The organism is Micromonospora sp. NPDC004336 (assembly GCF_053602615.1).
In genome coordinates this window covers 1-21,354 of sequence record NZ_JBSGDY010000001.1, presented here as the reverse complement: position 1 = coordinate 21,354, position 21,354 = coordinate 1, and the positions used below count along the sequence as shown (strand labels likewise).

Annotated in this window: 17 protein-coding genes and 1 pseudogene; 8 read left to right on the top strand and 10 right to left on the bottom strand. The window is 75.9% G+C overall.

The features are described from left to right. Window positions 1-11: 11 nt before the first annotated feature. The 7 genes from ACWENR_RS00090 to ACWENR_RS00060 all read right to left on the bottom strand — a co-directional run bounded on the left by ACWENR_RS00090 (window position 12) and on the right by ACWENR_RS00060 (window position 8,274). On the bottom strand, window positions 12-1,613 hold the full coding sequence (locus ACWENR_RS00090) for an acyl-CoA carboxylase subunit beta (protein WP_452274865.1): 1,602 nt from the start codon (window positions 1,611-1,613) through the stop codon (window positions 12-14). Continuing rightward, window positions 1,610-2,749, bottom strand: coding sequence for an acyl-CoA dehydrogenase family protein (locus ACWENR_RS00085; RefSeq protein ID WP_452274864.1), 1,140 nt, complete (start codon window positions 2,747-2,749; stop codon window positions 1,610-1,612). The genes ACWENR_RS00090 and ACWENR_RS00085 overlap by 4 nt, the downstream gene beginning before the upstream one ends. Further along, the gene (locus ACWENR_RS00080; protein WP_452274863.1) at window positions 2,746-4,560 is read right to left on the bottom strand and encodes an acyclic terpene utilization AtuA family protein; all 1,815 of its coding nucleotides are present in this window, start codon (window positions 4,558-4,560) and stop codon (window positions 2,746-2,748) included. Before ACWENR_RS00080 ends, ACWENR_RS00085 begins: the two co-directional genes overlap by 4 nt. Next, window positions 4,557-5,354, bottom strand: coding sequence for a TIGR03084 family metal-binding protein (locus ACWENR_RS00075; RefSeq protein WP_452274862.1), 798 nt, complete (start codon window positions 5,352-5,354; stop codon window positions 4,557-4,559). The genes ACWENR_RS00080 and ACWENR_RS00075 overlap by 4 nt, the downstream gene beginning before the upstream one ends. Before the next feature lie 49 nt (window positions 5,355-5,403). Beyond that, entirely contained in the window at window positions 5,404-6,006 is a 603-nt protein-coding gene (locus ACWENR_RS00070; protein ID WP_452274861.1) for a TetR/AcrR family transcriptional regulator, read from the bottom strand. Between the two features lie 637 nt (window positions 6,007-6,643). Next, complete coding sequence (locus tag ACWENR_RS00065) at window positions 6,644-7,387, bottom strand: metallophosphoesterase family protein (RefSeq protein ID WP_452274860.1); 744 nt, start codon at window positions 7,385-7,387, stop codon at window positions 6,644-6,646. A 209-nt stretch (window positions 7,388-7,596) separates the two neighbouring features. Further along, window positions 7,597-8,274 (bottom strand): Crp/Fnr family transcriptional regulator, encoded by a 678-nt coding sequence (locus ACWENR_RS00060; RefSeq protein ID WP_088981720.1) that lies wholly within the window; start codon window positions 8,272-8,274, stop codon window positions 7,597-7,599. A 215-nt stretch (window positions 8,275-8,489) separates the two neighbouring features. Between ACWENR_RS00060 and ACWENR_RS00055 the strand changes: the two genes are divergently transcribed. The 7 genes from ACWENR_RS00055 to ACWENR_RS00025 all read left to right on the top strand — a co-directional run bounded on the left by ACWENR_RS00055 (window position 8,490) and on the right by ACWENR_RS00025 (window position 14,028). Further along, a complete protein-coding gene (locus ACWENR_RS00055; protein WP_452274859.1) occupies window positions 8,490-9,167 on the top strand; it encodes an adenosylcobinamide amidohydrolase in 678 nt (225 codons plus the stop codon). A gap of 56 nt (window positions 9,168-9,223) precedes the next feature. Further along, complete coding sequence (locus tag ACWENR_RS00050) at window positions 9,224-10,378, top strand: CapA family protein (RefSeq protein WP_452274858.1); 1,155 nt, start codon at window positions 9,224-9,226, stop codon at window positions 10,376-10,378. Window positions 10,379-10,440: 62 nt separating this feature from the next. Then, a complete protein-coding gene (nth, locus tag ACWENR_RS00045) occupies window positions 10,441-11,229 on the top strand; it encodes an endonuclease III (protein ID WP_452274857.1) in 789 nt (262 codons plus the stop codon). After that, window positions 11,226-11,906 carry a TlpA family protein disulfide reductase gene (locus ACWENR_RS00040; protein WP_452274856.1) on the top strand — a complete coding sequence of 227 codons (681 nt, stop codon included), beginning with the start codon at window positions 11,226-11,228 and terminating at the stop codon, window positions 11,904-11,906. Before nth ends, ACWENR_RS00040 begins: the two co-directional genes overlap by 4 nt. Further along, entirely contained in the window at window positions 11,903-12,055 is a 153-nt protein-coding gene (locus ACWENR_RS00035; RefSeq protein WP_452274855.1) for a hypothetical protein, read from the top strand. Before ACWENR_RS00040 ends, ACWENR_RS00035 begins: the two co-directional genes overlap by 4 nt. 17 nt (window positions 12,056-12,072) lie before the next feature. Then, a complete protein-coding gene (locus tag ACWENR_RS00030) occupies window positions 12,073-12,786 on the top strand; it encodes an NUDIX hydrolase (protein WP_452274954.1) in 714 nt (237 codons plus the stop codon). Window positions 12,787-12,849: 63 nt separating this feature from the next. After that, the gene (locus tag ACWENR_RS00025) at window positions 12,850-14,028 is read left to right on the top strand and encodes a MarP family serine protease (RefSeq protein WP_452274854.1); all 1,179 of its coding nucleotides are present in this window, start codon (window positions 12,850-12,852) and stop codon (window positions 14,026-14,028) included. A gap of 256 nt (window positions 14,029-14,284) precedes the next feature. Here ACWENR_RS00025 and ACWENR_RS00020 read toward each other — a convergent pair. The 3 genes and pseudogenes from ACWENR_RS00020 to eccCa form a co-directional block, all read right to left on the bottom strand. Then, a pseudogene (locus ACWENR_RS00020) lies at window positions 14,285-15,007 on the bottom strand (phosphatase PAP2 family protein); the annotation flags it as partial. Window positions 15,008-15,123: 116 nt separating this feature from the next. After that, window positions 15,124-16,638, bottom strand: a complete 1,515-nt coding sequence (mycP, locus tag ACWENR_RS00015; RefSeq protein ID WP_452274853.1) for a type VII secretion-associated serine protease mycosin — start codon at window positions 16,636-16,638, stop codon at window positions 15,124-15,126. 88 nt (window positions 16,639-16,726) lie between these two features. Then, window positions 16,727-20,674 carry a type VII secretion protein EccCa gene (gene eccCa / locus ACWENR_RS00010; RefSeq protein WP_452274852.1) on the bottom strand — a complete coding sequence of 1,316 codons (3,948 nt, stop codon included), beginning with the start codon at window positions 20,672-20,674 and terminating at the stop codon, window positions 16,727-16,729. Window positions 20,675-20,776: 102 nt separating this feature from the next. Between eccCa and eccD the strand changes: the two genes are divergently transcribed. Then, window positions 20,777-21,354: type VII secretion integral membrane protein EccD (eccD, locus tag ACWENR_RS00005; protein ID WP_452274851.1), on the top strand; the 578-nt coding region annotated here is incomplete at its 3' end.

The window sequence follows — 21,354 nt, the reverse complement described above, 5'->3', positions numbered from 1 at the left end:
TGAGTGGCCCCTTACATCCGGAAGACGCCGAAGCCGTCGGCGCCCCTGACCGGTGCGTTGTGGATCGCCGACAGGCAGAGCCCGAGGACGGTACGGGTGTCGCGGGGGTCGATCACCCCGTCGTCGTAGAGCCGGCCGGAGAGGAAGAGCGCCCCGGACTGCGACTCGATCTGCTGCTCGACCATCATCCGCATGGCGGCGTCGGAGTCCTCGTCGTAGTCGCGTCCCCGGGCGGCGGCGGCCTGCCGGGCCACGATGGAGAGCACGCCGGCGAGCTGCGCCGGCCCCATCACCGCCGACTTGGCGTTCGGCCAGGTGAAGAGGAACCTCGGCTCGTACGCCCGCCCGCACATGCCGTAGTTGCCGGCCCCGTAGGAGGCGCCCAGGTTGACCGTCAGGTGCGGCACCGTCGAGTTCGACACCGCGTTGATCATGAGGGCGCCGTGCTTGATGATGCCGCGCTGCTCGTACTCGGTGCCGACCATGTAGCCGGTGGTGTTCTGGAGGAAGACCAGCGGGGTGTCGGCGGCGTTGGCGAGCTGGATGAACTGGGCCGCCTTCTGCGCCTCCTCGCTGAACAGCACGCCCCGCGCGTTGGCCAGCACCCCGACGGGATAGCCGTGCAGCTCGCCCCAGCCGGTGACCAGGGCGGTGCCGTAGGCCGGCTTGAACTCGTCGAAGTCGCTGCCGTCGAGGACCCGCGCCAGCACCTCGCGCGGGTCGAACGGCACCTTCAGGTCGGCGCTGGCGATGCCGAGCAGTTCCTCGGGGTCGTACTTCGGGGGCGCCGGGAACGGGTTGCGCGGCGCCGGGCCCTGCTTGCGCCAGTTCAGCCGGCGTACGCACTGCCGGGCCAGCCGGATGCCGTCGGGCTCGTCGGCGGCGAGGAAGTCCGCCAGGCCGGACGTCGAGGCGTGCATCGCCGCCCCGCCGAGGGACTCGTCGTCGGTGACCTCGCCGGTGGCCATCCGCACCAGCGGCGGCCCGGCCAGGTAGACCTGCGACCGGTCCCGGATCATGATCACGTGGTCGGACATCCCCGGCACGTACGCCCCGCCGGCGGTGGCGTTGCCGAAGACCACGCTGACCGTGGGGATCCGCGCGGCCGAGAGCCGGGTCAGGTCGCGGAACACCCGGCCGCCCGGGATGAAGATCTCGGCCTGGGTGGGCAGGTCCGCGCCGGCCGACTCGACGAGGTTCACCATCGGCAGCCGGTTGGCCAGGGCGATCTCGCCGGCCCGGCGCGTCTTGGCCAACGACCACGGGTTCACCGCGCCGCCGCGTACCGTCGGGTCGTTGGCGACGACGAGACACTCGACGCCCTCGACCACGCCGATGCCGGTCACCACGCTCGCCCCGACGGGGAAGTCGGTGCCGTACGCCGCCACCGGCGACAGCTCCAGGAACGGGCTGTCCGGGTCGAGCAGCAGCTCGATCCGTTCCCGGGGCAGCAGCTTGCCCCGCCCGTGGTGGCGGGTCACGTACTTCTCGCCGCCGCCGGCCCTGGCCTGGTCGAGCGCCGCCTTCAGCTCGGCGAGGCGTTCCAGCAGGGCCTCGCGGTTGGCCCGGTGGGCCGGTGCGGACGGGTCGATCGCGCTGCGCAGAGTCGTCACAGCCCGATGCCCTTCGCGATGATCTCGTTCATGATCTCGGTGGTGCCGCCGCCGATGCCGAGGATCCGCGCGTCCCGGTAGTGCCGTTCCACCTCGGCGTCGCGCAGGTAGCCGTAGCCGCCGTGCAGCTGGAGCGCCTGGTCGACCACCTCGGCGCAGGCGGCCACGGCGACGTTCTTCGCCATCGCCACCTCGGTCACCACCGGCTCGCCGGCCGCCACCCGCGCCGCCACCTGGTGCACGTACGCGCGGGCCGCCTCGGCGCGGGTGTGCATCTCGGCGAGCCGGTGCCGGACGAGCTGGCGGCTCGCCAGGGGACGGCCGAACGTGGACCGGTCCCGGCACCAGCGCATCGCCAGCTCCACGCAGCGCTGCGCGGTCGCGTACGCGCTCGTGGCGAGGGAGAGCCGTTCCGCGGCGAAGTTCTGGGTGATCGCCAGGAAGCCGGTGTCCTCGGGGCCGATCCGGTTGGCGACCGGCACCCGCACGTCCACGAAGGAGAGCTCGGCGGTGTCCGAGCAGTGCCAGCCGAGCTTCTCCAGCCGCCGTCCGACGGTGAACCCCGGAGTGCCCTTGTCGATCACCAGCAGGGTGAGCGAGCCGCTGCCCGGGAAGTCGGTGCAGACGGCGGTGGTCACGAAGTCCGCCCGGACGCCGCTGGTGATGTAGGTCTTCGACCCGTTGACGACGTAGTGGTCGCCGTCCCGGCGGGCGGTGGTGCGGATGCCGGCCACGTCCGAGCCGCCGTCGGGCTCGGTGATCGCCAGCGCGCCGACCATCGTGCCGGCCAGGGTCGGCCGGACGTACCGGTCGACCAGCTCGGCGTCGCCCGAGGCGACGATGTGCGGGAGCGCGATGCCGTGCGTGAAGAGCGCCGCGATCAGCCCGGACGAGCCGCCCGACCGGATGATCTCCTCGGTGACGACGATCGAGTCGAGCAGGTCGCCGCCGCTGCCGCCGACCGACTCCGGGAAGCCGATGCCCAGCAGGCCGAGCTTGGCGGCGGTGGCGTGCAGGTCGCGGGGGACCTCGCCGGCCCGCTCCCAGTCGTCCAGGTGCGGCAGCGCCTCCCGGGTGACGAAGGCCCGGGTCAGCTCCCGCAGCTGGCGCCGTTCCGGCGTGTCCACTATGGTCATCGGCCCTCCTCGGGCGTCGGGTGGCGGGCCGGGTCGGCCGGGCCGGGGGACAGCTCCGCCGGCAGGTCGACGATCCGGGAGCGGAGCAGCTCCCCGAGCGCCTTGGCCTGCGGGTCGAAGCGGGTGGAGGCGGCCACGCCCTGCCCGAGCAGCCCCCGGACGACGAAGTTGACCGCCCGCAGGTTCGGCAGCTCGTACCGCTCCACGGCCAGCGGGACGGTCTCGGGCAGCAGCTCGCGCAGCCGGGCCACGGTGAGCCAGTCGCGCAGCCACGACCACGTCGCGTCGGTGCGGGCCCAGACGCCGAGGTTGGCGTCGCCGCCCTTGTCGCCGGAGCGGGCCCCGACCAGCTCGCCGAGCGGCCCGCGCCGGGTCGGACGGTCGGGCGGTCCGGTCAGGTCCGGCCCGGACCTGCCTCGGGCCCCGACCGTCCCGTCGGCGGCCCTGGCCGGGTGGCCGGCCGCGGCCGGCTCGGCGGCGAGGCCGGCGGGAGGCGCGTCGGGCGGGCCGGCCGCTTCCGGTCCGGCGGTGCGGGTCGGCGGCGCGATCGGCACCCGCTCGCCGGACGGCAGCACCGCGACGTGCGGCACCGCGTCCTGCGGCACGGCGTCGGCGGTGAACACCCCGTAGGGCGTCGCGTCGCCGGGCAGGGTGGTCAGCGTGCAGCCCGGGTAGGAGGCCAGGGCCAGTTCCACCGCCGCCGCCGAGAAGGCCCGCCCGGCCCGCGCCCTGTCGCCGTCGCGCAGGTGTACGTGCAGCAGGGCGCTCGCCGCCTCGGTGTCGCCGGTGTCGGGGTGGTCGGTGCGGGCCAGGACGAACTCCAACCCCTCGCTGCCGACGGCCTCCTCGACCTGGCCCCGCACCAGGGCCGCCTTGGCGGGGATGTCGAGCCCGCAGAGCACGAACGTCATGGAGTTGCGGAAGCCGCCGAGGTTGTTGACGCCGACCTTCAGCGTGTCGGGCGGCGGGGCGCCCCGGACGCCGCTCACCCGTACCCGGTCCGGGCCGTCGGCGCTCAGCGCGACCGTGTCGAGCCGCGCCACCACGTCCGGCCCCGGGTAGGCCGGCCCGCCGATCTCGTAGAGGAGCTGCGCGGTGACGGTCTCCACGGTGACCGCGCCGCCGGTGCCGGGGTGCTTGGTGATGACGCAGGAGCCGTCCCGGTGCAGCTCGGCGATCGGGAAGCCGGGGCGGTGGCCGCCGTCGGGCAGCTCCGTGAAGAAGCTGAAGTTGCCGCCGGTCACCTGCGCCCCGCACTCGACGAGGTGGCCGGCGACGGTCGCCCCGGCCAGCGCGTCCAGGTCGTCGCGTCCCCAGCCGAACCGCGCGACGGCCGGCCCGACCACCAGGGACGCGTCGGTGACCCGGCCGGTGACCACCACGTCCGCGCCGCCGTCCAGGCAGGCGGCGATGCCGTACGCGCCCAGGTAGGCGTTCGCGGTCAGCGCGTCCGGCCGGGGGAGGGCGTCGCCCTCGACGTGCCCGACGCGCACGGTCAGGCCGAGCCGTTCGGCGAGCGCCCCGATCGCGGCGGCCAGGCCGGCCGGGTTCAGCCCGCCGGCGTTGGTCACGATCCGTACGCCCCGGTCCAGCGCGGTGCCGAGGCAGCCCTCCAGCTGGCGGAGGAAGGTCTTCGCGTAGCCGAGCGAGGGGTCGCGCAGCCGGTCCCGGCCGAGGATCAGCATGGTCAGCTCGGCCAGGTAGTCCCCGGTCAGCACGTCGAGCTCGCCGCCGTCCAGCATCTCCCGCCAGGCGGTGTGGCGGTCGCCGTAGAAGCCGGAGGCGTTGCCGACCCGGAGCACGTCGCTCACGCCGGCACCTCGCTGGCGGTGGCGGGCGGGCGGCCGGCGCCGGGTGGGCCGGCGAAGGCCTGCGCGACGTCCAGCCACTCGTCCGCGACCGGGCCGGTGGCCGACAGGGCCAGGTCGGCGCGGTGCCGCCGCTGGGTGACCAGCAGGCAGAAGTCGAGCGCGGGACCGGTGACCCGGTCGGCGGCGTCGGCCGGCCCGTACGCCCAGGTGCCGCCGCCGGGCGCGGCCAGCTCGACCCGCACGGGGGTCGTCGGTGCCGGCCGGCCGTGGGCCGCGAAGCTGTGGCCGAGGGTGCGGAAGCCCAGGTGCGCGACGTGTCGGAGGCGCGCCGTGGCGGGGCGGACCACCCCGAGCGCGTCGGCCACGTCCGCGCCGTGCGCCCAGGTCTCCATGATCCGGGCGGTGGCCATCGAGGCGGGCGACATCCGGGTGCCGAACCAGGGCAGCTTTCCGCCCTCGGGCACACCCGCCAGCGCGGCGGCGAGCGCGGCCCGCCCGGCCCGCCAGCGGGACAGCAGCTCGGCCGGCGGCGCGAGGAACTCCTCCGCGCCCGCGTCGACGAGCCGGGCCGGGTCGGGGGCGGCGACGACGGAGGCGAGGAACGCCTCGGGGTCGGTGGCGGCGAGCAGCGCGACCCGGTCGGTCCAGGCGAGGTGCGCGACCTGGTGCGCGACGCTCCAACCGGGCGCCGGGGTGGGGCGCGCCCAGGCGTCGGGCGGCAGGTCGCGTACGAGCCCGTCCAGGTGCTCGGACTCGTCGGCCAGATCCGCGAGCAGGTCCTTGAGGTCGACCATGGTGCCTCCGGTGCGGGTCGGGCCGGCCGGGGCCGGTCAGGAGCGGCGGTCAGGGCGCGAGCAGGGTGGCGAGTTGGCGCTTCCAGGTGGTGAGCAGGGCGGCGCGGCGGGCCGAGTCGTCGTTGAGCAGGTTGGCCACGCCGAGGCCGCGGAGCAGGTCGAGGGTGGCCTGCACCGCCTCGCGTACGCCCGGCCGGCGCTCGTCCACGTCGAGCAGCGCGACGGTGAGCCGGTGCATCTCGCGGCCGACCCGGGCCTCCAGCGGCAGCAGGGCCTCGCGCAGCTCCCGGTCGGTGCGCGCGGCGACCCACAGTTCGAGGGCGGCGACGAAGAGCGGGCCGGTGAACGAGGTGGCGAGCAGGTCGATCACCCGGTCGAGCCGCTGCGGGCCGGGCGGCAGCGCCTCGGCCTCGGTGCGCAGCTCCTCGGCCCGCCGTTCGGTGAGGTGCGTGACGGCGGCGGTGACCAGCGCGGCCTTGGTGGGGTAGTGGTGCAGCTGGGCGCCGCGCGAGACGCCGGCCCGGGCCGCTACGACGGTGGTGGTGGTGCCCGCCCAGCCGTGCTCGACCAGGCACTCGACGGTCGCCTCCAGCAGCCGGGCCTGGGTGGCGCGGCTGCGCTCCTGCTGAGGGACGCGGGTCGATGCGGGCACGGGGACAGCGTGCCCCCACGGAAACAAACAGTCAAGACTGACTTTTTTTGAAGTCGACTTCGGACCGTCGCCGGGTTGATGGCTGATGCCCGGCGTGCCGCCCGCGCCCGGCGTGCCGCCCGCGCCCGGCGTGCCCGGGGCGACTCGACTGACACCTCTCCAGGTCCGAGGCCGGGGGCGGGGACGAGGAGAGGGACGGGGACCAGGCTTGGGGCCCTGTCGAGCTGCCCCCACGGATGGGGCAGGGCTGGTGGTGTGTCGGCGGGCCGCCTTTGCCGAAGCGGCCGGTGCGGGCATGGCGTGGGGCGTCACCTCCGCGAGCCGGGCGGTTCGGCCCCGGCCGGCTCGTACCGGCGGCGGGAGAGCAGGTCTGCGTCATCCAGGCCAGCAGCCCGACCGGCGAGTCCTGCCTCAGACCGGCCGGTCCCATGGACGGGGCAGCTCGACAGGGCGCAACGAGTGCCTTCTCCGCCCCCGGACGGGTCCCGGTGGGGGCCACCAGGAACGCGTCGACCGGCACCCGGACGTGTCGGTCCACACCCCGGCGGCGGCCCGACGACCGGCGGCGGCCCGCCGCCCTGGAACGGCGAGCACGGGGAGCGGTCGATCACCGGGGCGGGCGATCGTCGGCCACCGCTCAGCGGCCGTCGCGCGGGGCGAACACCGCGAGCGCCGTGGCGTCGCTGTGCCGGGAGCGCAGGTATTCGTCCGCCCACTCGGCGGCGTCGGGGTAGCCCGACTCGGCGGCCACCCGGGCGCAGGCGGCGTCCACGTCGAAGTGGGTGCGCCGCAGCTGCACCCCGGGCCCGAGGAGCGCCCAGTAGGCGCCGGGGCCGCCGTAGGGCATCCCGACGCTGCCCGGGTTGACGACCAGCCGCCGGTCGGCCAGCCGGGTGAACGGCATGTGGGTGTGGCCGCAGACCACGGTCCCCACCTCGGCCGGCACCCCGGCCAGTACCTCCGCCCAGCGTTCCATCCGGGAGTCGACGAGCACGACCTCCTCGTCGTCGCGGGGGGTGGCGTGGCAGAACAGCACCGGACCGAGGCCCGCGACCTCCAGGGTCACCGTCAGCGGCAGCGCCGCCAGCCGATCGAGGTGGTCGACGCGGAGCTGCTCGGCGGCCCAGTTCGACACGTCGACCGGGGACTTGCGGCCGGCGCGGGCCTCCACCAGCTCGCGGTCGGCGTTGCCGCGCACCCAGCAGACCCGGTCGCCGAGGCCGGCGAGCAGGTCCAGCACCTCGACCGGTTGCGGGCCGGCCGCGATGTCGCCGGCGAGCACGATCAGGTCGGCGGCGGCGACGTCCGGCTCGGCCAGCACGGCCTCCAGCGCGGGCAGCACCCCGTGGATGTCGGAGAGAACGGCGACGTGGTCCAGCATCGTTCCACCCTGACCACCGACCCGGGCCGGAGTCCAGCGATTCTGCCCCGGGCAGACGACCCCCGCGCCGGGTGCACACCGTGTCGGATGACCCCGTGTCGGATGACCCCGCGCCGGATGGCCCCCGCGTCAGCCGACCACCGCGCCGGATGGCCCCCGCGTCAGCCGACCACCGCGTCAGCCGACCACCGCGTCAGCCGACCACCGCGTCAGACGCGGGCGCGGCGGGCCAGGCGCTCCGGGTCGAGGATGATGATGCTCTTGCCGTCCAGGCGCAGCCAGCCGCGCGAGGCGAAGTCGGCCAGCGCCTTGTTGACGGTCTCCCGAGAGGCGCCGACGAGCTGGGCGATCTCCTCCTGGGTGAGGTCGTGGGTCACCCGCAGCACGCCGCCGTCGCGGGTGCCGAAGCGGCCGGCCATCTGGAGCAGGTTCTTGGCGACGCGACCGGGCACGTCGGTGAAGATCAGGTCGGCCAGCGAGTCGTTCGTGCGGCGCAGCCTGCGGGCCAGCACCCGCAGCAGCTGCTCGGCGATCTCCGGCCGGTTGTTCAGCCACGGGCGGAGGGCCTGCTTGCGCAGTCGCACCAGGCGGGTGTCGGTGACCGCCGTGGCCGTCGCCGTGCGCGGACCGGGGTCGAAGAGCGACAGCTCGCCCACCATGTCCGACGGGCCCATCACCGCGATCAGGTTCTGCCGGCCGTCGGCCGCCCGCCGACCCACCTTGATCTTGCCGGACAGCAGGATGTAGAGACTGTCGCCGGGTTCGCCCTCGTTGAAGACGACCTCGCCCTTGCGGACCTCGAGCGTCTCCATCTCCTTGGCGAGCGCCTCGGCAGCCTCCGGGTCGACGCCCTGGAAGATCCCGCTGCGGGCCAGTACCTCGTCCATCGCGCACCTCCACCTGCGCGTGCCGTCCGTCGGCCGGGTCCGCCGTCCGCTGATCCCTCGCGCGTCGCCAGTCTAGGCGCACGTGAGCTGGAATCAGAGGTGCACCCCTGGAATCTTGATCGTTGGGTGTAACCCCCGCGACGTGATCGAGCAGTAAGATCGCGCGCTGGCCAGGCGGCGGCGGGCCGGCGGACGACGGGTCGTAGGGTCGCCACGTGCTGAGCGAATCCGGGCTGGGTGAACCCGTGCTGACCGCCCGTCGGGAGGACGGTCGGGACGTGCCGCTGCTCGTCTGGCGCGCCGACCGGCCGCTGCGCGCGGTCAGCTCCGCGCCGCTGGGCGGCGGGCTCGGCGTCCGGCACTGGGTCGTCAACGCCACCGTGCCGATGACGTACGACCGGGACGACCCCGCGGACCACCTGGCCGGCCTGGCCGACGGGCTCGACCTCGACGGGCCCGGGGTGGGCCTGCTGACCGGGGTCGACGTGGCCGAGGTGGTCGCGCGGGCGGACAGCGGCGTGCGGGTCTGGGCCACCGTCGGCCTGGGCACCCCGATCCGGGCTGCGGAGCCCGCCCCGGCGGTGCTCGCCCAGCGGGTCGGCACGGTCAACATCGTCGTGTACGTCCCGGCGCGGCTCGGTGACGCCGCCCTGGTCAACGCGGTGGCCACCGCCACCGAGGCGAAGGCGCAGGCGATCGCCGAGCTGGGCCTGCCGGGCACCGGCACCCCGACGGACGCGGTCGCGGTGCTCTGCCCGGTCGACGGCCCGGAGTCGGCGTACGGCGGACCGCGCTCGACCTGGGGCGCCCCGCTGGCCCGGGCCGTGCACGCCGCGGTGACGGCCGGCGGGCGCGGCACCGTCGTTCCGTGGTCCGAACGACCGGCCGGCTGAACCTTCGTCCGAATGGCCCTCGTTTCGTCGATGCGTACCCGATAGGGTCGCGTCCGATGTACGCTGCCGCCTTCCCTCCGCCCCGCCGGCTCGCGCCCGTCCTGGGCGCGTTGCTCGCCGTCCTGCTCGTCGCCGGCTGCGGCCAGTCCGGGTCCGGAGCCGACCCGGTCTGGGAGCCCGGCAAGGGCGGTGGCGGCACCGGCGCCCCGGTCCGGTCGGGCGAGCCGACCTCGCCCGCCGAGCAGGCGATCTCGCTCTCCGCCACCGGCGACATCATCATGGGCAACGCGCCGAACCGGCTGCCCGCCAACGGTGGGAAGGGCTTCTTCGACTCCGTCGAGAAGGCGCTCGCCGCCGACCTGGTGATGGGCAACCTGGAGGAGCCGCTCACCGTCGACACCGGCACCGGCAAGTGCGGCCCGAACTCCACCCGCTGCTTCCAGTTCCGCGCCCCGCCGGACTACGCGGCGCACCTGCGCGACGCGGGCTTCGACCTGCTCAACCAGGCCAACAACCACGGCTACGACTTCGGGCCGAAGGGCTACGAGAACACCCAGAAGGCGCTGGAGAAGTACGACCTCGAACACACCGGGGCGCCCGACCAGATCACCGTGGTCGACGTCAAGGGGGTCAAGGTCGCGGTGGCCGGCTTCTCGTCGTACGTCTGGTCCAACAGCCTCGTCGACATCGCCGCGGCCAAGAGGGTGATCACCAAGGCCGCCGGGATGGCCGACGTGGTCGTCGTGCAGGTGCACATGGGCGGCGAGGGGGCCGACAAGACGCGGGTGCGGCCCGGCACCGAGATGTACCTCGGCGAGAACCGGGGCGACCCGGTCAAGTTCTCCAAGGCGATGATCGACGCCGGCGCCGACCTGATCGTCGGGCACGGCCCGCACGTGCTGCGCGGCATGGAGTTCTACAAGGGCCGGCTGATCGCGTACAGCCTGGGCAACTTCGCCGGCGGGGGCAACTCGCTGAAAAACACCGGCCGGCTCGGCTGGGGCGGGGTGCTCAAGGTGTCGCTGAAGCCGGACGGCAGCTGGGCCGGGGGGTCGTTCGTGTCGACGTACATGAACTCCGCCGGCAAGCCGACCATGGACGGCGACGACCGCGGCCTGGGCCTCGTGAAGCAGCTCAGCGGGAGCGACTTCCCGGACACCGGCGCGCGGTTCGACGACTCCGGCGCGATCAGCCCGCCGCAGGGCGGCTGACCGGACGGGCCACGGCGCGTGGCCCCGGCGGACGGTCACCCCGGCGACGTAGGCTGGCCGGCGTGACAATCAGCTCCGCCCGCCCCGCCGAGACCGACCTCGGGCGTACGCGCCGCGCCCGACGGATCGGCCGGGTGCTGACCGAGACCCACCCCGACGCGCACTGTGAGCTCGACCACTCTAGCCCGCTGGAGCTGGCCGTCGCGACGATCCTCTCCGCGCAGTGCACGGACAAGAAGGTCAACGAGGTCACCCCGAAGCTCTTCGCCCGCTACCCGACCGCCGCCGACTACGCCGGGGCCGACCGGACGGAGCTGGAGGAGCTGATCCGGCCCACCGGCTTCTTCCGCAACAAGACCGACTCGCTGATCAAGCTCGGCCAGGCCCTCGTCGAGCGGTACGACGGCCGGGTCCCCGGCAAGCTCGCCGACCTGGTGACGCTGCCCGGCATCGGCCGCAAGACCGCCAACGTCATCCTCGGCAACGCCTTCGGCGTGCCCGGCATCACCGTCGACACCCACTTCGGGCGGCTGGTGCAGCGCTGGCAGCTGACCGACGAGACCGACCCGGTGAAGATCGAGCACGCGATCGGGGCGCTCTTCCCCCGGCGCGACTGGACGATGCTGTCGCACCGGGTCATCTTCCACGGCCGGCGGGTCTGCCATGCCCGCAAGCCCGCCTGCGGCGCGTGCACGCTGGCGAAGCTCTGCCCGTCTTACGGCACCGGCCCGACCGAGCCGGCGGCCGCCGCCAAGCTGCTCAAGGGCCCCCGGGCCCGGGACCTGGCGGTGGCGGCCGGGGTCGATCCGGAGCTGGTGCCGGTCCAGGCGGTCGTGGCGGAGGCGCCGTGAACCGGAGCGCCGTCCCGGCCCGTGCCGCCGGCCACCGTCCCCGTCGTCGCCGGCGTGGCCTCGCCGTCCTGCTCGTACCCGCGCTGCTGGCCGCCGCCGGGTGCACCGCCGCCGGCACCGAGGAGGAGAGCGGCCCGGCCGGCCGGCAGGAGGCCGCCGCCGACCGGCCGTCGCCCTTCCAGGACTGCTCGGCACTCGCCATGCCGCCCGCCACCGCGGCGCCTGCCGACCTTCCGGCCGCCCCCGCGGGCGCGGCGGAGCTGCCCGAGCTGACCCTGAACTGCTTCACCGGCGGCGCCCCCGTCGCCCTGCGGGACGTGCGCGGCCCGGCGGTGGTCAACGTCTGGGCCTCCTGGTGCCCGCCGTGCCGCGGCGAGCTGCCCGCCTTCCAGCGGCTCAGCGAGCGGGCCGCCGGCCAGCTCCGGGTGGTCGGGGTCAACAGCGGGGACAGCCGCGAGGGCGCCCAGTCGATCGGGGAGGACTTCGGGGTCCGCTTCCCGGTGCTGGTCGACCGGGGCGAGCGGCTGAAGCAGGAGTTGAGGCGCAAGGCCATCCCGCTGACCGTCTTCGTCGACGGGCAGGGCCGCGTCCGGCACGTCGACTCCTCCGGCGAGCTCGACGACGCGCGGCTGGCGGGGCTGGTCCGGCAGCACCTCGGCGTGGCGGTGCCGGCGTGAGCGGCCGGCGGCCGGTCAGCGGCGTGCGCGGCCGGCGGTCGGACGCCGACCTGCGCGCCCGGCGGTCGGACGCCGACCTGGGCGGCCGGCGGTCGGGCAGCGGCGTGAGCGGAGAGGAGACGCGGTGGGGCGCGGGGGTGTCGGCGTGAGCCGGCGGGCGGACGCGGTGGGGCGCGGGGGCGCCGGCGCGGGTCGCAGCGCGCCGGGCTGGCTCGACCCGCTGCTGTCCCGGCTCGGCGACGCGCGCGCCGAGGACTTCACCCGGCTCCGGACGCCCGAGAGCGGGGGGCGGGAGAGCGCCGTGCTGGTGCTGCTCGGCGAGGAGCCCGGCACCGGCCCGGACGTGCTGATCCTCCAGCGGGCCGCCGTCCTGCGCAACCACGCCGGCGAGCCGGCCTTCCCGGGCGGCGCGGCCGACCCGGAGGACGCCGACGCCCCGGCGACCGCGCTGCGCGAGGCCAACGAGGAGGTCGGGCTCGACCCGGCCAGCGTCACCGTCCTCGCCGAGCTGCCGAAGCTCTGGATCCCGGTCAGCGACTTCGTGGTCACTCCCGTGCTCGGCTGGTGGCACGCGCCGCACCCGGTGCACCCCCGGGAACCGGCCGAGGTGGCGCACGTGGTCCGGCTGCCCGTCACCGAGCTGGTCGACCCGGCCAACCGGCTGCGCGTACGCCATCCGAGCGGCTGGATCGGCCCGGCGTTCTCGGCGCGCGGGATGCTGGTCTGGGGCTTCACCGCCGGGGTCCTGGCCACCCTGCTGGAGTTGGGCGGATGGGCCCGGCCGTGGCCGCGCGACCGGGTCGTCGACCTTCCGCCGAGAGGGGCCAGCCCGGCGCCCTCGGCCGGCACCGACGCGGTCGACGAGACTCCGGTGCGCTGACCGGGCGGTCACCTTCCGCACGCGATGGTCATTCGGCGGGCCCGGTGCCCGTACGCTTGACCCGTGTCCGCCGTGGATCTCGTACTGCTGCTGCTCATGCTCGTGTTCGCGATCAGCGGATACCGCCAGGGCTTCGTCATCGGGGTGCTGTCGTTCTCCGGCTTCTTCCTGGGCGCGCTGGTGGGTCTCCAGGTCGGGCCGCTGCTGGCGCAGCAGTTCGTCGAGAGCGGCACCCGGGTGCTGATCTCCCTGGTGGCGGTCTTCGGGCTGGCGGTGGTCGGCCAGGCGCTCGCCGGCTGGCTCGGTTCCCACCTGCGTAAGACGATCACCAGCGACGTGGGCCGGCGGGCCGACGACATCGGCGGGGCGTTCGTCTCGCTCTTCGCCGTACTGCTGGTCGCCTGGCTCGTCGCGGTGCCGCTCGGCTCGTCGTCGCTGCCCTGGCTGGCCGCCTCGGTGCGCAACAGCGCCCTTCTCACGGTGGTCGACCGGGTCCTGCCGGACCAGGCGCAGCAGCTCTCCACGGCGCTGCGGGACACCGTCGACACCAACGGCTTCCCCGACGTCTTCGGTGACCTGGCGCCCACCCGGGCCCGGCAGGTGTCCCCGCCCGACCCGGCGCTCGCCGGCTCGCAGGTGGTGGTGAACAGCCAGCGTTCGGTGGTCAAGGTGCTCGGCTCCGCGCCGAGCTGCTCGCGCCGGATCGAGGGCTCCGGCTTCGTCTACGCCGACGACCGGGTGATGACCAACGCGCACGTCGTCGCCGGCACCCGCTCCACCGTCGTCGAGCTCAACGGCGACCGGTACGACAGCAAGGTGGTGGTCTACGACCCCGACCGGGACCTGGCCGTGCTGCACGTGCCCGGGCTGCCCGGCCCGTCGATGCGCTTCGCCGCCGGCAACGCGGGCAGCGGGGCGGACGCCATCGTGCTGGGCTTCCCGCTCGACGGGCCGTACAACGCCCAGTCGGCGCGGATCCGGGACGTCGACCGGATCACCGGGCCCGACATCTACTCCGCCGGCAACGTGACCCGGGAGATCTACACGATCCGGGCTCTCGTGCAGAGCGGCAACTCCGGCGGCCCGCTGGTGTCGTCCAACGGGCTGGTGCTCGGGGTGATCTTCGCGGCGGCGGCCGACGACCCGAACACCGGGTTCGCGGTGACCGCGGCCGAGGCCCGCCCGGTCGCCCTGGCCGGCGCCGAGCGCACCCGCGCCGTCGGCACCGGCGAGTGCACCTGAGGCGACGCCTCGGGGTGCGGCGCGCGCCCTGACGGAGTCCAGCCGGGGGGCGTCAGCCCCGCCGCGTGCCGCCCGCCGACCCGGTCCGGGGCGGCGGCTCCGGCCAGCCGCCGTCCGCCGGGCCCGCCCGGTCGACACCCGCCGGGCCCACGTGGCCGGCGCCTGTCGGACCCACGCGGCCGGCGCCTGTCGGACCCACGCGGCCGGCGCCCGTCGGACCCACGCGGCCGGCGCCCGTCGGGGCCGGCGGCTCCGGCCGGCCGGGCGGGGTGGCCCGCCAGACCGTGAGGGCGGCGGCCGTCGCGGCCACCACGGCCGCGCCGAGCAGCCAGCCGGCCAGCACGTCGCTGGTCCAGTGCACGCCCAGCGCGACCCGGCTGAAGCCGGTGACGAGCGCGAGCAGCAGCGCCGCCGCGGCCACCAGCCGGCGCGCGACCGGCCCGGCGTGCGGGAGGAACACCACCAGCAGCACCCCGGCGGCCAGGGCGGCGTTGAGCGCGTGCCCCGACGGGAAGGCCAGGCCGGGCGCCTGGGCCACCGGATCGGGCAGGTCGGGGCGCGGCCTGCCGAAGAGCAGCTTGAGCAGCGGGCTGAGCAGGCCGCCCACCGCCATGGTGACGCCGACCCAGACCGCCAGCTGCCGGGCGCCCCGCCGGACCAGCCAGACGACCAGGAGCAGCGCACCGACCCGCAGCGGCATCGGGGCGAACACGTCGGTCCAGAGGCTCATCAGGCGTACCCACGCCGGGTGGTCGGCGGCGTAGCCGACCAGCGCGTCGGTCACCGCCAGGTCCAGCCGGCGCAGCGGGGGCCAGTCCCGCCCGACCAGGATCGCGAGCAGGGCGAACGGGACCACCAGGAACGCGGCCCCCGCGCCGAGGGTCAGCCGCAGGCCGCGGGAGTGGTCCGGGTGCAGGCGGCGGCTGCGCCACGACGGCCGTGGCGGCGAGGCGAGGGTACGCGGGCCGGGCGTGCTCATGACAGGAGTCCTACCCGCGACACGGCCCGGTCAGACCCCGTACGGGCGGGCCGGTGCGCGCCGCCCGGTGGCGCCGGCCCAGCCGCCCGCCCCGGGCGCGCCGCTCGACACCCGGCTCAGCGGGCCGCTCGGCGGTTGTCCGCCCCGGCGGCCGGGCGGCGCGCGGCGGCCGACGGGATCCACTGCCGGAGCCGGCGCACCATCAGCGCCGCCCCGGTGAGCAGGGCGACGAAGAGCGCGGCACCGGTCCAGAGCCGTTCCGGCGTGGTCTCCTCGTGGGCCCCTGCCGGCTGCGCCCCCCACCGGGTGGGCCGGCGGGGCGCGGCGAGGCCGAGCGGGTCGCCGCCGGCCCCCGCGGCGTCGGCCTGCGTCGAGCCCGGAGCCGGGCCGAAGCCCACCACGCCCGGCGAGGTCTGGTCGTCGAGCGGGTTGCGGCCCACCGGGGTCACCTCGGCGTTCAGCGCGGCGACCGGGTCGACCGTGCCGTACCCGAAGCGGTCGTCCCGCCCGGCCGGGCCGAGGTCGCGGGCGGTGGTGAGCAGCCGGTTCACCACGTCGCCGGCGGACATCTGCGGGTAGCGGGCGCGCACCAGCGCGGCGGTGGCGGCGACCAGGGGCGCGGCGAAGCTGGTGCCCTGCACCCGCCAGTAGCCGCCCGGGCGGGCGCCGACCAGCCCGGTGGCGGGGGCGGCGAGCACCGTGGCGCGCCCGGTGATCGACCCGGACCAGAGGTCGTCGCCGTCGCGGTCCAGCCCGGCGACCGCCACCACGCCCGGCTCACGGGCCGGGTACCAGACCTTGGAGCTGGTCGAGGCGGCCACGTTGCCGGTGCAGGCGATCACCACGACGTCCCGGGCGAAGGCGTAGTCGAGCGCGGCGGCCAGGGCGGCGCTGTCGCCGCTCCCGCCGAGGGACAGGTTGATCACGCGGGCGCCGTTGTCCACGGCCCAGCGCACGCCCCTGGCGACGATCATGGCGTCGTCGTAGCGGTTCTCGGCGTCGAGGACGCGGACCGGCAGGATCCGGGCGTCCGGAGCGAGACCCACGACGCCACGGTTGTCGTCGTTACGGCCGGCGATGAGCCCGGCGACGGTGGTGCCGTGGCCGACCGGGTCGGCGGCGGCGTCGGCGGATCCCCCGGTCGCCACCAGGTCGAGGCCGGGCAGCACCTGGCCGGCGAGGTCGGGGTGGGTCGCGTCCACCCCCGAGTCGATCACCGCGACGGTGACCCCGCGCCCGGTCGAGCTGCGCCAGGCCGTCCTGGCCTGCAACAGGTCGAGCTGCCACTGCTCGTCGCGCACCTGGTCGGGGCGGCTCTTCACGTCGGGCGGCGCGAGCGGCACCGGGACGGCGGCGGCCTGCGCGGCGGCGCCGTGCGCGGCGGCGCGGGCCCCGTCGGGGAGCGGCTGCGGGACGGCGGCGGTCTGCGTGGCGGCGCGGGCCCCGTCGGGGAGGGGCTGCGGGACGGCGGCGGTCTGCGTGGCGGCGCCGGCCTCGGTGGGGAGCGGCCGGGCGGCGGCGGCCGGGTCGACCGGGCCGGCGACCGACGCGACGGTGGCCACCAGGGCGAGCAACGCGCGCCCGGCGATCCGTCGATCCGCCGGCGGGCAGCAGTGCCGCACCCTGGTCACATCCTCAGGCCGTTCTTCGCACACGCAAACATGACGATCGGAGATTACCGGTTCGGGCGCCCCTCGCGGGGCGATCCGGGGACACCCGTCACGGAGGCGGCAGATACGCCAGCTGGACCAGGCGTACGCCCTCGCGCCGGGTGACCAGCCGCGCGCGCCCCGGCGGCAGCGGTCCGGGCCGGACCGGGCCGACCAGCGCCCCCTCCTCCGGGCTGCCGGCCATCACCAGCCCGGCGGTGGACAGCTCGCGGAGGCGCTGCACGACCGGCTCGTACTGGGCCCGTCCGGCGCCGCCCGAGCGGCGGGCGAGCACCAGGTGCAGCCCGACGTCCCGGGCGTGCGGCAGGTGCTCCTCCAGGGCGCGCAACGGGTTGGACGGCCCGCTGGCGACCAGGTCGTAGTCGTCGACCAGCACGAACAGCTCCGGCCCGGACCACCACGACCGCTGCCGCAGCTGGCTGGGCGTGACGTCGGGCCCCGGCACCCGCCCCGCCATGTAGCCGGCGGCCGACTCGACCAGGTCGGTGGTGTGCGCCGCGGCGGAGCCGTACCCGATCAGGTGCGGCGACGCCGACTCGGTCAGGTCCACCAGGCTGCGGCGGTAGTCGACCAGGATGATCCGGGCCTGCTCGGGGGTGAACCGGGTCATGATCGAGGTGGCCAGCGCGCGCAGGAACGACGACTTCCCGCACTCGGCGTCGCCGAAGACCACGAAGTGCGGCTCGGTGGCGAAGTCGAGCACCACCGGGCGCAGGTCCGCCTCGGCGATCCCCACCGGGACGCGCAGGCCGGTGGCCGCCGTCAGGTCCAGCTCGGCGTACGGGAGCACCGGCGGCAGCAGCCGCACCGGGGGCGCGACCGGGCCGGGCCAACTCCCGGCGACCTGCTTGACCAGGTCGGTCGGGCCTCCGCCGGCGAGCTGCGGCAGCGCGGTGAGGAAGTGCAGGCTCTCCGCGGTGACGCCCCGGCCGGGGGTCTTCTCCGGCACGTTCGTCGCCGCCCGGCGGGCCACCAGCGAGTCGGCCGGGTCGCCGAGGCGCAGCTCCAGCCGGGAACCGAAGAGGTCCCGGATCGCCGGCCGGAAGTCCAGCCAGCGCACCGCCGTCGCCACCACGTGCACCCCGTAGGACAGGCCACGGGTGGCGAGGTCGGTGATGAGGGGCTCCAGGTCGTCGTACTCGCCGCGCAGCGTGGCCCAGCCGTCCACCACCAGGAACACGTCGCCGAACGGGTCGGCCCCGGGCTGGTCGGTGCCGGCCAGCGCGGCCCGCCGCTGCCGCCAGGCGGCCATCGACTCCACGCCCAGCTCGGCGAAGCGGCGTTCCCGGTCGACCAGCAGCGTGGCGATCTCGCCGACCGTACGCCGGACGGCCGTCGGGTCGGCGCGGCCGGCGACCCCGCCGACGTGGGGCAGGTCGCGCAGCGCGGCCAGCCCGCCGCCGCCGAAGTCGAGGCAGTAGACCTGCACCTCGGCCGGGGTGTGGGTGAGCGCCAGCGCGCAGATCAGCGTCCGCAGCGCCGTCGACTTGCCGCTCTGCGGGCCGCCGACCACCGCCACGTGCCCGGCGGCGCCGTCGAGCGCCAGCCAGAGCAGGTCGCGGCGCTGCTCGAAGGGCTTGTCGACCACCGCGACCGGCACCTGCAACGCGCCGTGCAGGTCCGGGTTGCCGAAGCCGAGGCCGCGCTTCGGGTCGGCGGCGACCGGCCCCAGCAGCTCGTCCAGCGCCGGTGCCTGGCCGAGCGGGGGGAGCCAGACCTGGTGCGCCGGCGGCCCCTGGCCGGCCAGCCGGTCCACCATCAGCTCCAGCAGGCTCTCCGTGCCGCCCTCGTCGGCGGCGGGCAGGGCGGGCGGCCCGACCGGCTCCGGCTTGGGCACGAGGTGCGTGGTGAAGGCGAGCAGGCGCGGGGCTCCGGCGCCCCCCGCGCCCGGCGCCGCGCCGCGCCGGCGCAGCGCCCCGGAGACGTACGCGGCTTTGAACCGCACCAGCGGCTCGGTGCCGAAGCGCAGGTAGCCGTGCCCGGGGGAGCGGGGCAGCTCGTGCGCGTCGGGCACCCCGAGCACCGTCCGCGACTCCAGCGCCGAGAAGGTCCGCAACCCGATCCGGTACGACAGGTGGGTGTCGAGCCCGCGCAGCCGCCCCTCCTCCAGCCGCTGCGAGGCCAGCAGCAGGTGCACGCCCAGCGAGCGGCCCAGCCGGCCGATCTGCACGAACAGGTCGATGAAGTCGGGCTTGGCCGAGAGCAGCTCGGAGAACTCGTCGCAGATCAGCAGCAGCGACGGCAGCGGGGCGAGTGGCGTGCCGGCGGCGCGGGCCCGCTCGTAGTCGCGCAGGCTGGCGAAGTTGCCGGCCCGGCGCAGCAGCTCCTGGCGGCGGACCAGCTCGCCGTTGATGGCGTCGACCATCCGGTCGACCAGGGGCAGCGCGTCGGCCAGGTTGGTGATCACCGCGGCGGTGTGCGGCAGCCGGTCGAAGGAGGCGAACGTGGCGCCGCCCTTGAAGTCGATCAGCACGAAGTTGAGCTGCTCGGAGCTGTGCGTGGCGGCCAGCCCGAGCACCAGCGTGCGCAGCAGCTCCGACTTGCCGGAGCCGGTCGCCCCGATCAGCAGGCCGTGCGGCCCCATCCCGTCCTGCGCCGACTCCTTCAGGTCCAGCTCGATGGCGCCGCCGTCCGTGCCCACCCCGATCGGCACCCGCAGCCGCTCCCGCGTGGAGCGTGGCGCCCAGCCCTGCTCGGCGGTGAAGCCCTCCGGGTCGCCGAGCCCGAGCAGCTCGGGCAGGCCCGGCTCGGCGCCGGGCGGGCCGTCCGGACCGCGTACGGCGCTGGCCAGTCGCAGCGGGGCCAACCGCCGGGCGACGGCCTCGGCGTCGACCGGGTCGAGCCGGTCCGCCGTGCCGACCTCGGCGTGCCCCTCGGCCGAGTGGGAGTGCAGCCGGCCGTGGCGCAGCTCCAGCAGCAGCGCGAACCGGTCCAGCAGGCGCGGCGGCGGGGTGTCCAGGTCGATGACCGTCACGGCGTCGATGCCGCCGTCCCCGGTCAGGTCGGTGGCCCCGGTCAGGTCGCCCCCGTCGAGCACCACCACCACGTGCGGGCCGTCGGTGGCCGGCCCGGCCGGGCTGAACCGGGACCGGCTGGCCAGTACCTCGTCGAGCAGCCGTTCCAGCTCGGTCGCCGCGCTGGCGACCAGCCGGACCGGGCCGAGGGCGTCGGTGCGGGTGGGATGGTGGGCGTGCGGCAGCCACTTGACCCACTCCCAGGCGGCCCGCCGCTCCGGCCCGGCGCAGACGGCGACGAGCAGCTCGTCCGGGGCGTGGAAGACCGCGAGCTGGGCGAGCATCGCCCGGGCCAGCGCCTGGCCGGCCGACCCGTCGCCGGTGGCGTCGCGCACGAAGACCCGGGCGAAGCTGCGCAGCGAGAGCGCCACCGGCAGGTCCGGCACCACGGAGTACGCGTCCAGGAAGCGGCGCAGCGCGCCCGCCGTCATCGGCTCCAGCTCCTCCAGCGGGCGGGTGACCGGGGGGACCAGCGGGGTCGCCAGGGTCTGCGGGCCGACGGCGACCCGGACCACCGCGAAGTCGGGATCGGTGGGACGCCGCTCCCAGACCCGGTGGCTGTCGACCGTCGACCAGAGCCGGCCGGGATCCGGGTGCCGGTAGTAGAGCCCGGCGCGCTGCTGCCCGGCGGTGTGCCGGACCCGGCGCCGCAGCGCCGTCAGGTGCCGCAGGTAGTCCCGCCGGGCGGCCATCATCTCGGACTTCTTCGGGGTGCCGGACGCGCTGCCCCACGAGGTGACCAGCATGGCCAGCGAGGAGAGCCCGAACATCCCGCCGACCACGTACGAGTAGGCGCCGCCGCCGCGGCCGAACATCATCGCCATCGCCACCGTGCCGCCGAGCATCGGCAGCACCATGAGCAGCTGCTGCCAGCGCCCGCCGGCGACGGCGGGGATCTCCGGGGGCGCGTCCACCGGCAGCTCGCCGACCGGGATCTCCGGCGCCGGGCGCCGGGGCGGCCGCTTGATGACGACAGTGGACACTCGACCCTCCTGACAGCGCTCGGTAACCCGAGCCTGGCTCATGGTAGGTAAAGTCCTGTCGTCCGCGCAGCCACCAACCCCGCGCGATATGGAGATCAGTCGATGATTATCGGGCTGGCCCGGGTCACCATCAGCGCCCCCCAGCGGCGGGTCGACGTCGCGCTGCCCGAGCAGGTGCCCCTGGCCGAGCTGCTGCCGGAGGTGCTGCGGCACGCCGGCGAGGGCCTCGCCGACGACGGCGAACGGCACGGCGGCTGGGTGCTGCGGCGCACCGACGGCGCGGTCCTGGCCACCGCCCAGGCGCTGCTGCCGCAGGGCGTCCGCGACGGGGAGGTGCTGCACCTCGTGCCGGCCCGCGCGCAGTGGCCCGAGCTGGAGTACGACGACGTGGTCGAGGCGATCGCCGACGGGGCGCGGCGGCGCGGCGGCGCGTGGTCACCGACCGCCACCCGGGCCGCCGCCCTGGCCGGCGCCGCCGTGCCGCTTGCCGTCGGGCTGCTCGCCGTGGCGGCCGGCGGGCCGGGGCAGCGGGCCGGCTGGCCGGCCGCCGCCGTGGTGGCGCTGCTGCTCATCCTCGCCGGGGGGGGGGGGGGGGGGGGCCCCCCGGGGGCGGCCCCCGGCGGGCCCCCCCCCGGGCCGCCGCGGCCCGGACGTGCCCACGACCCCACTCCAAAAACACA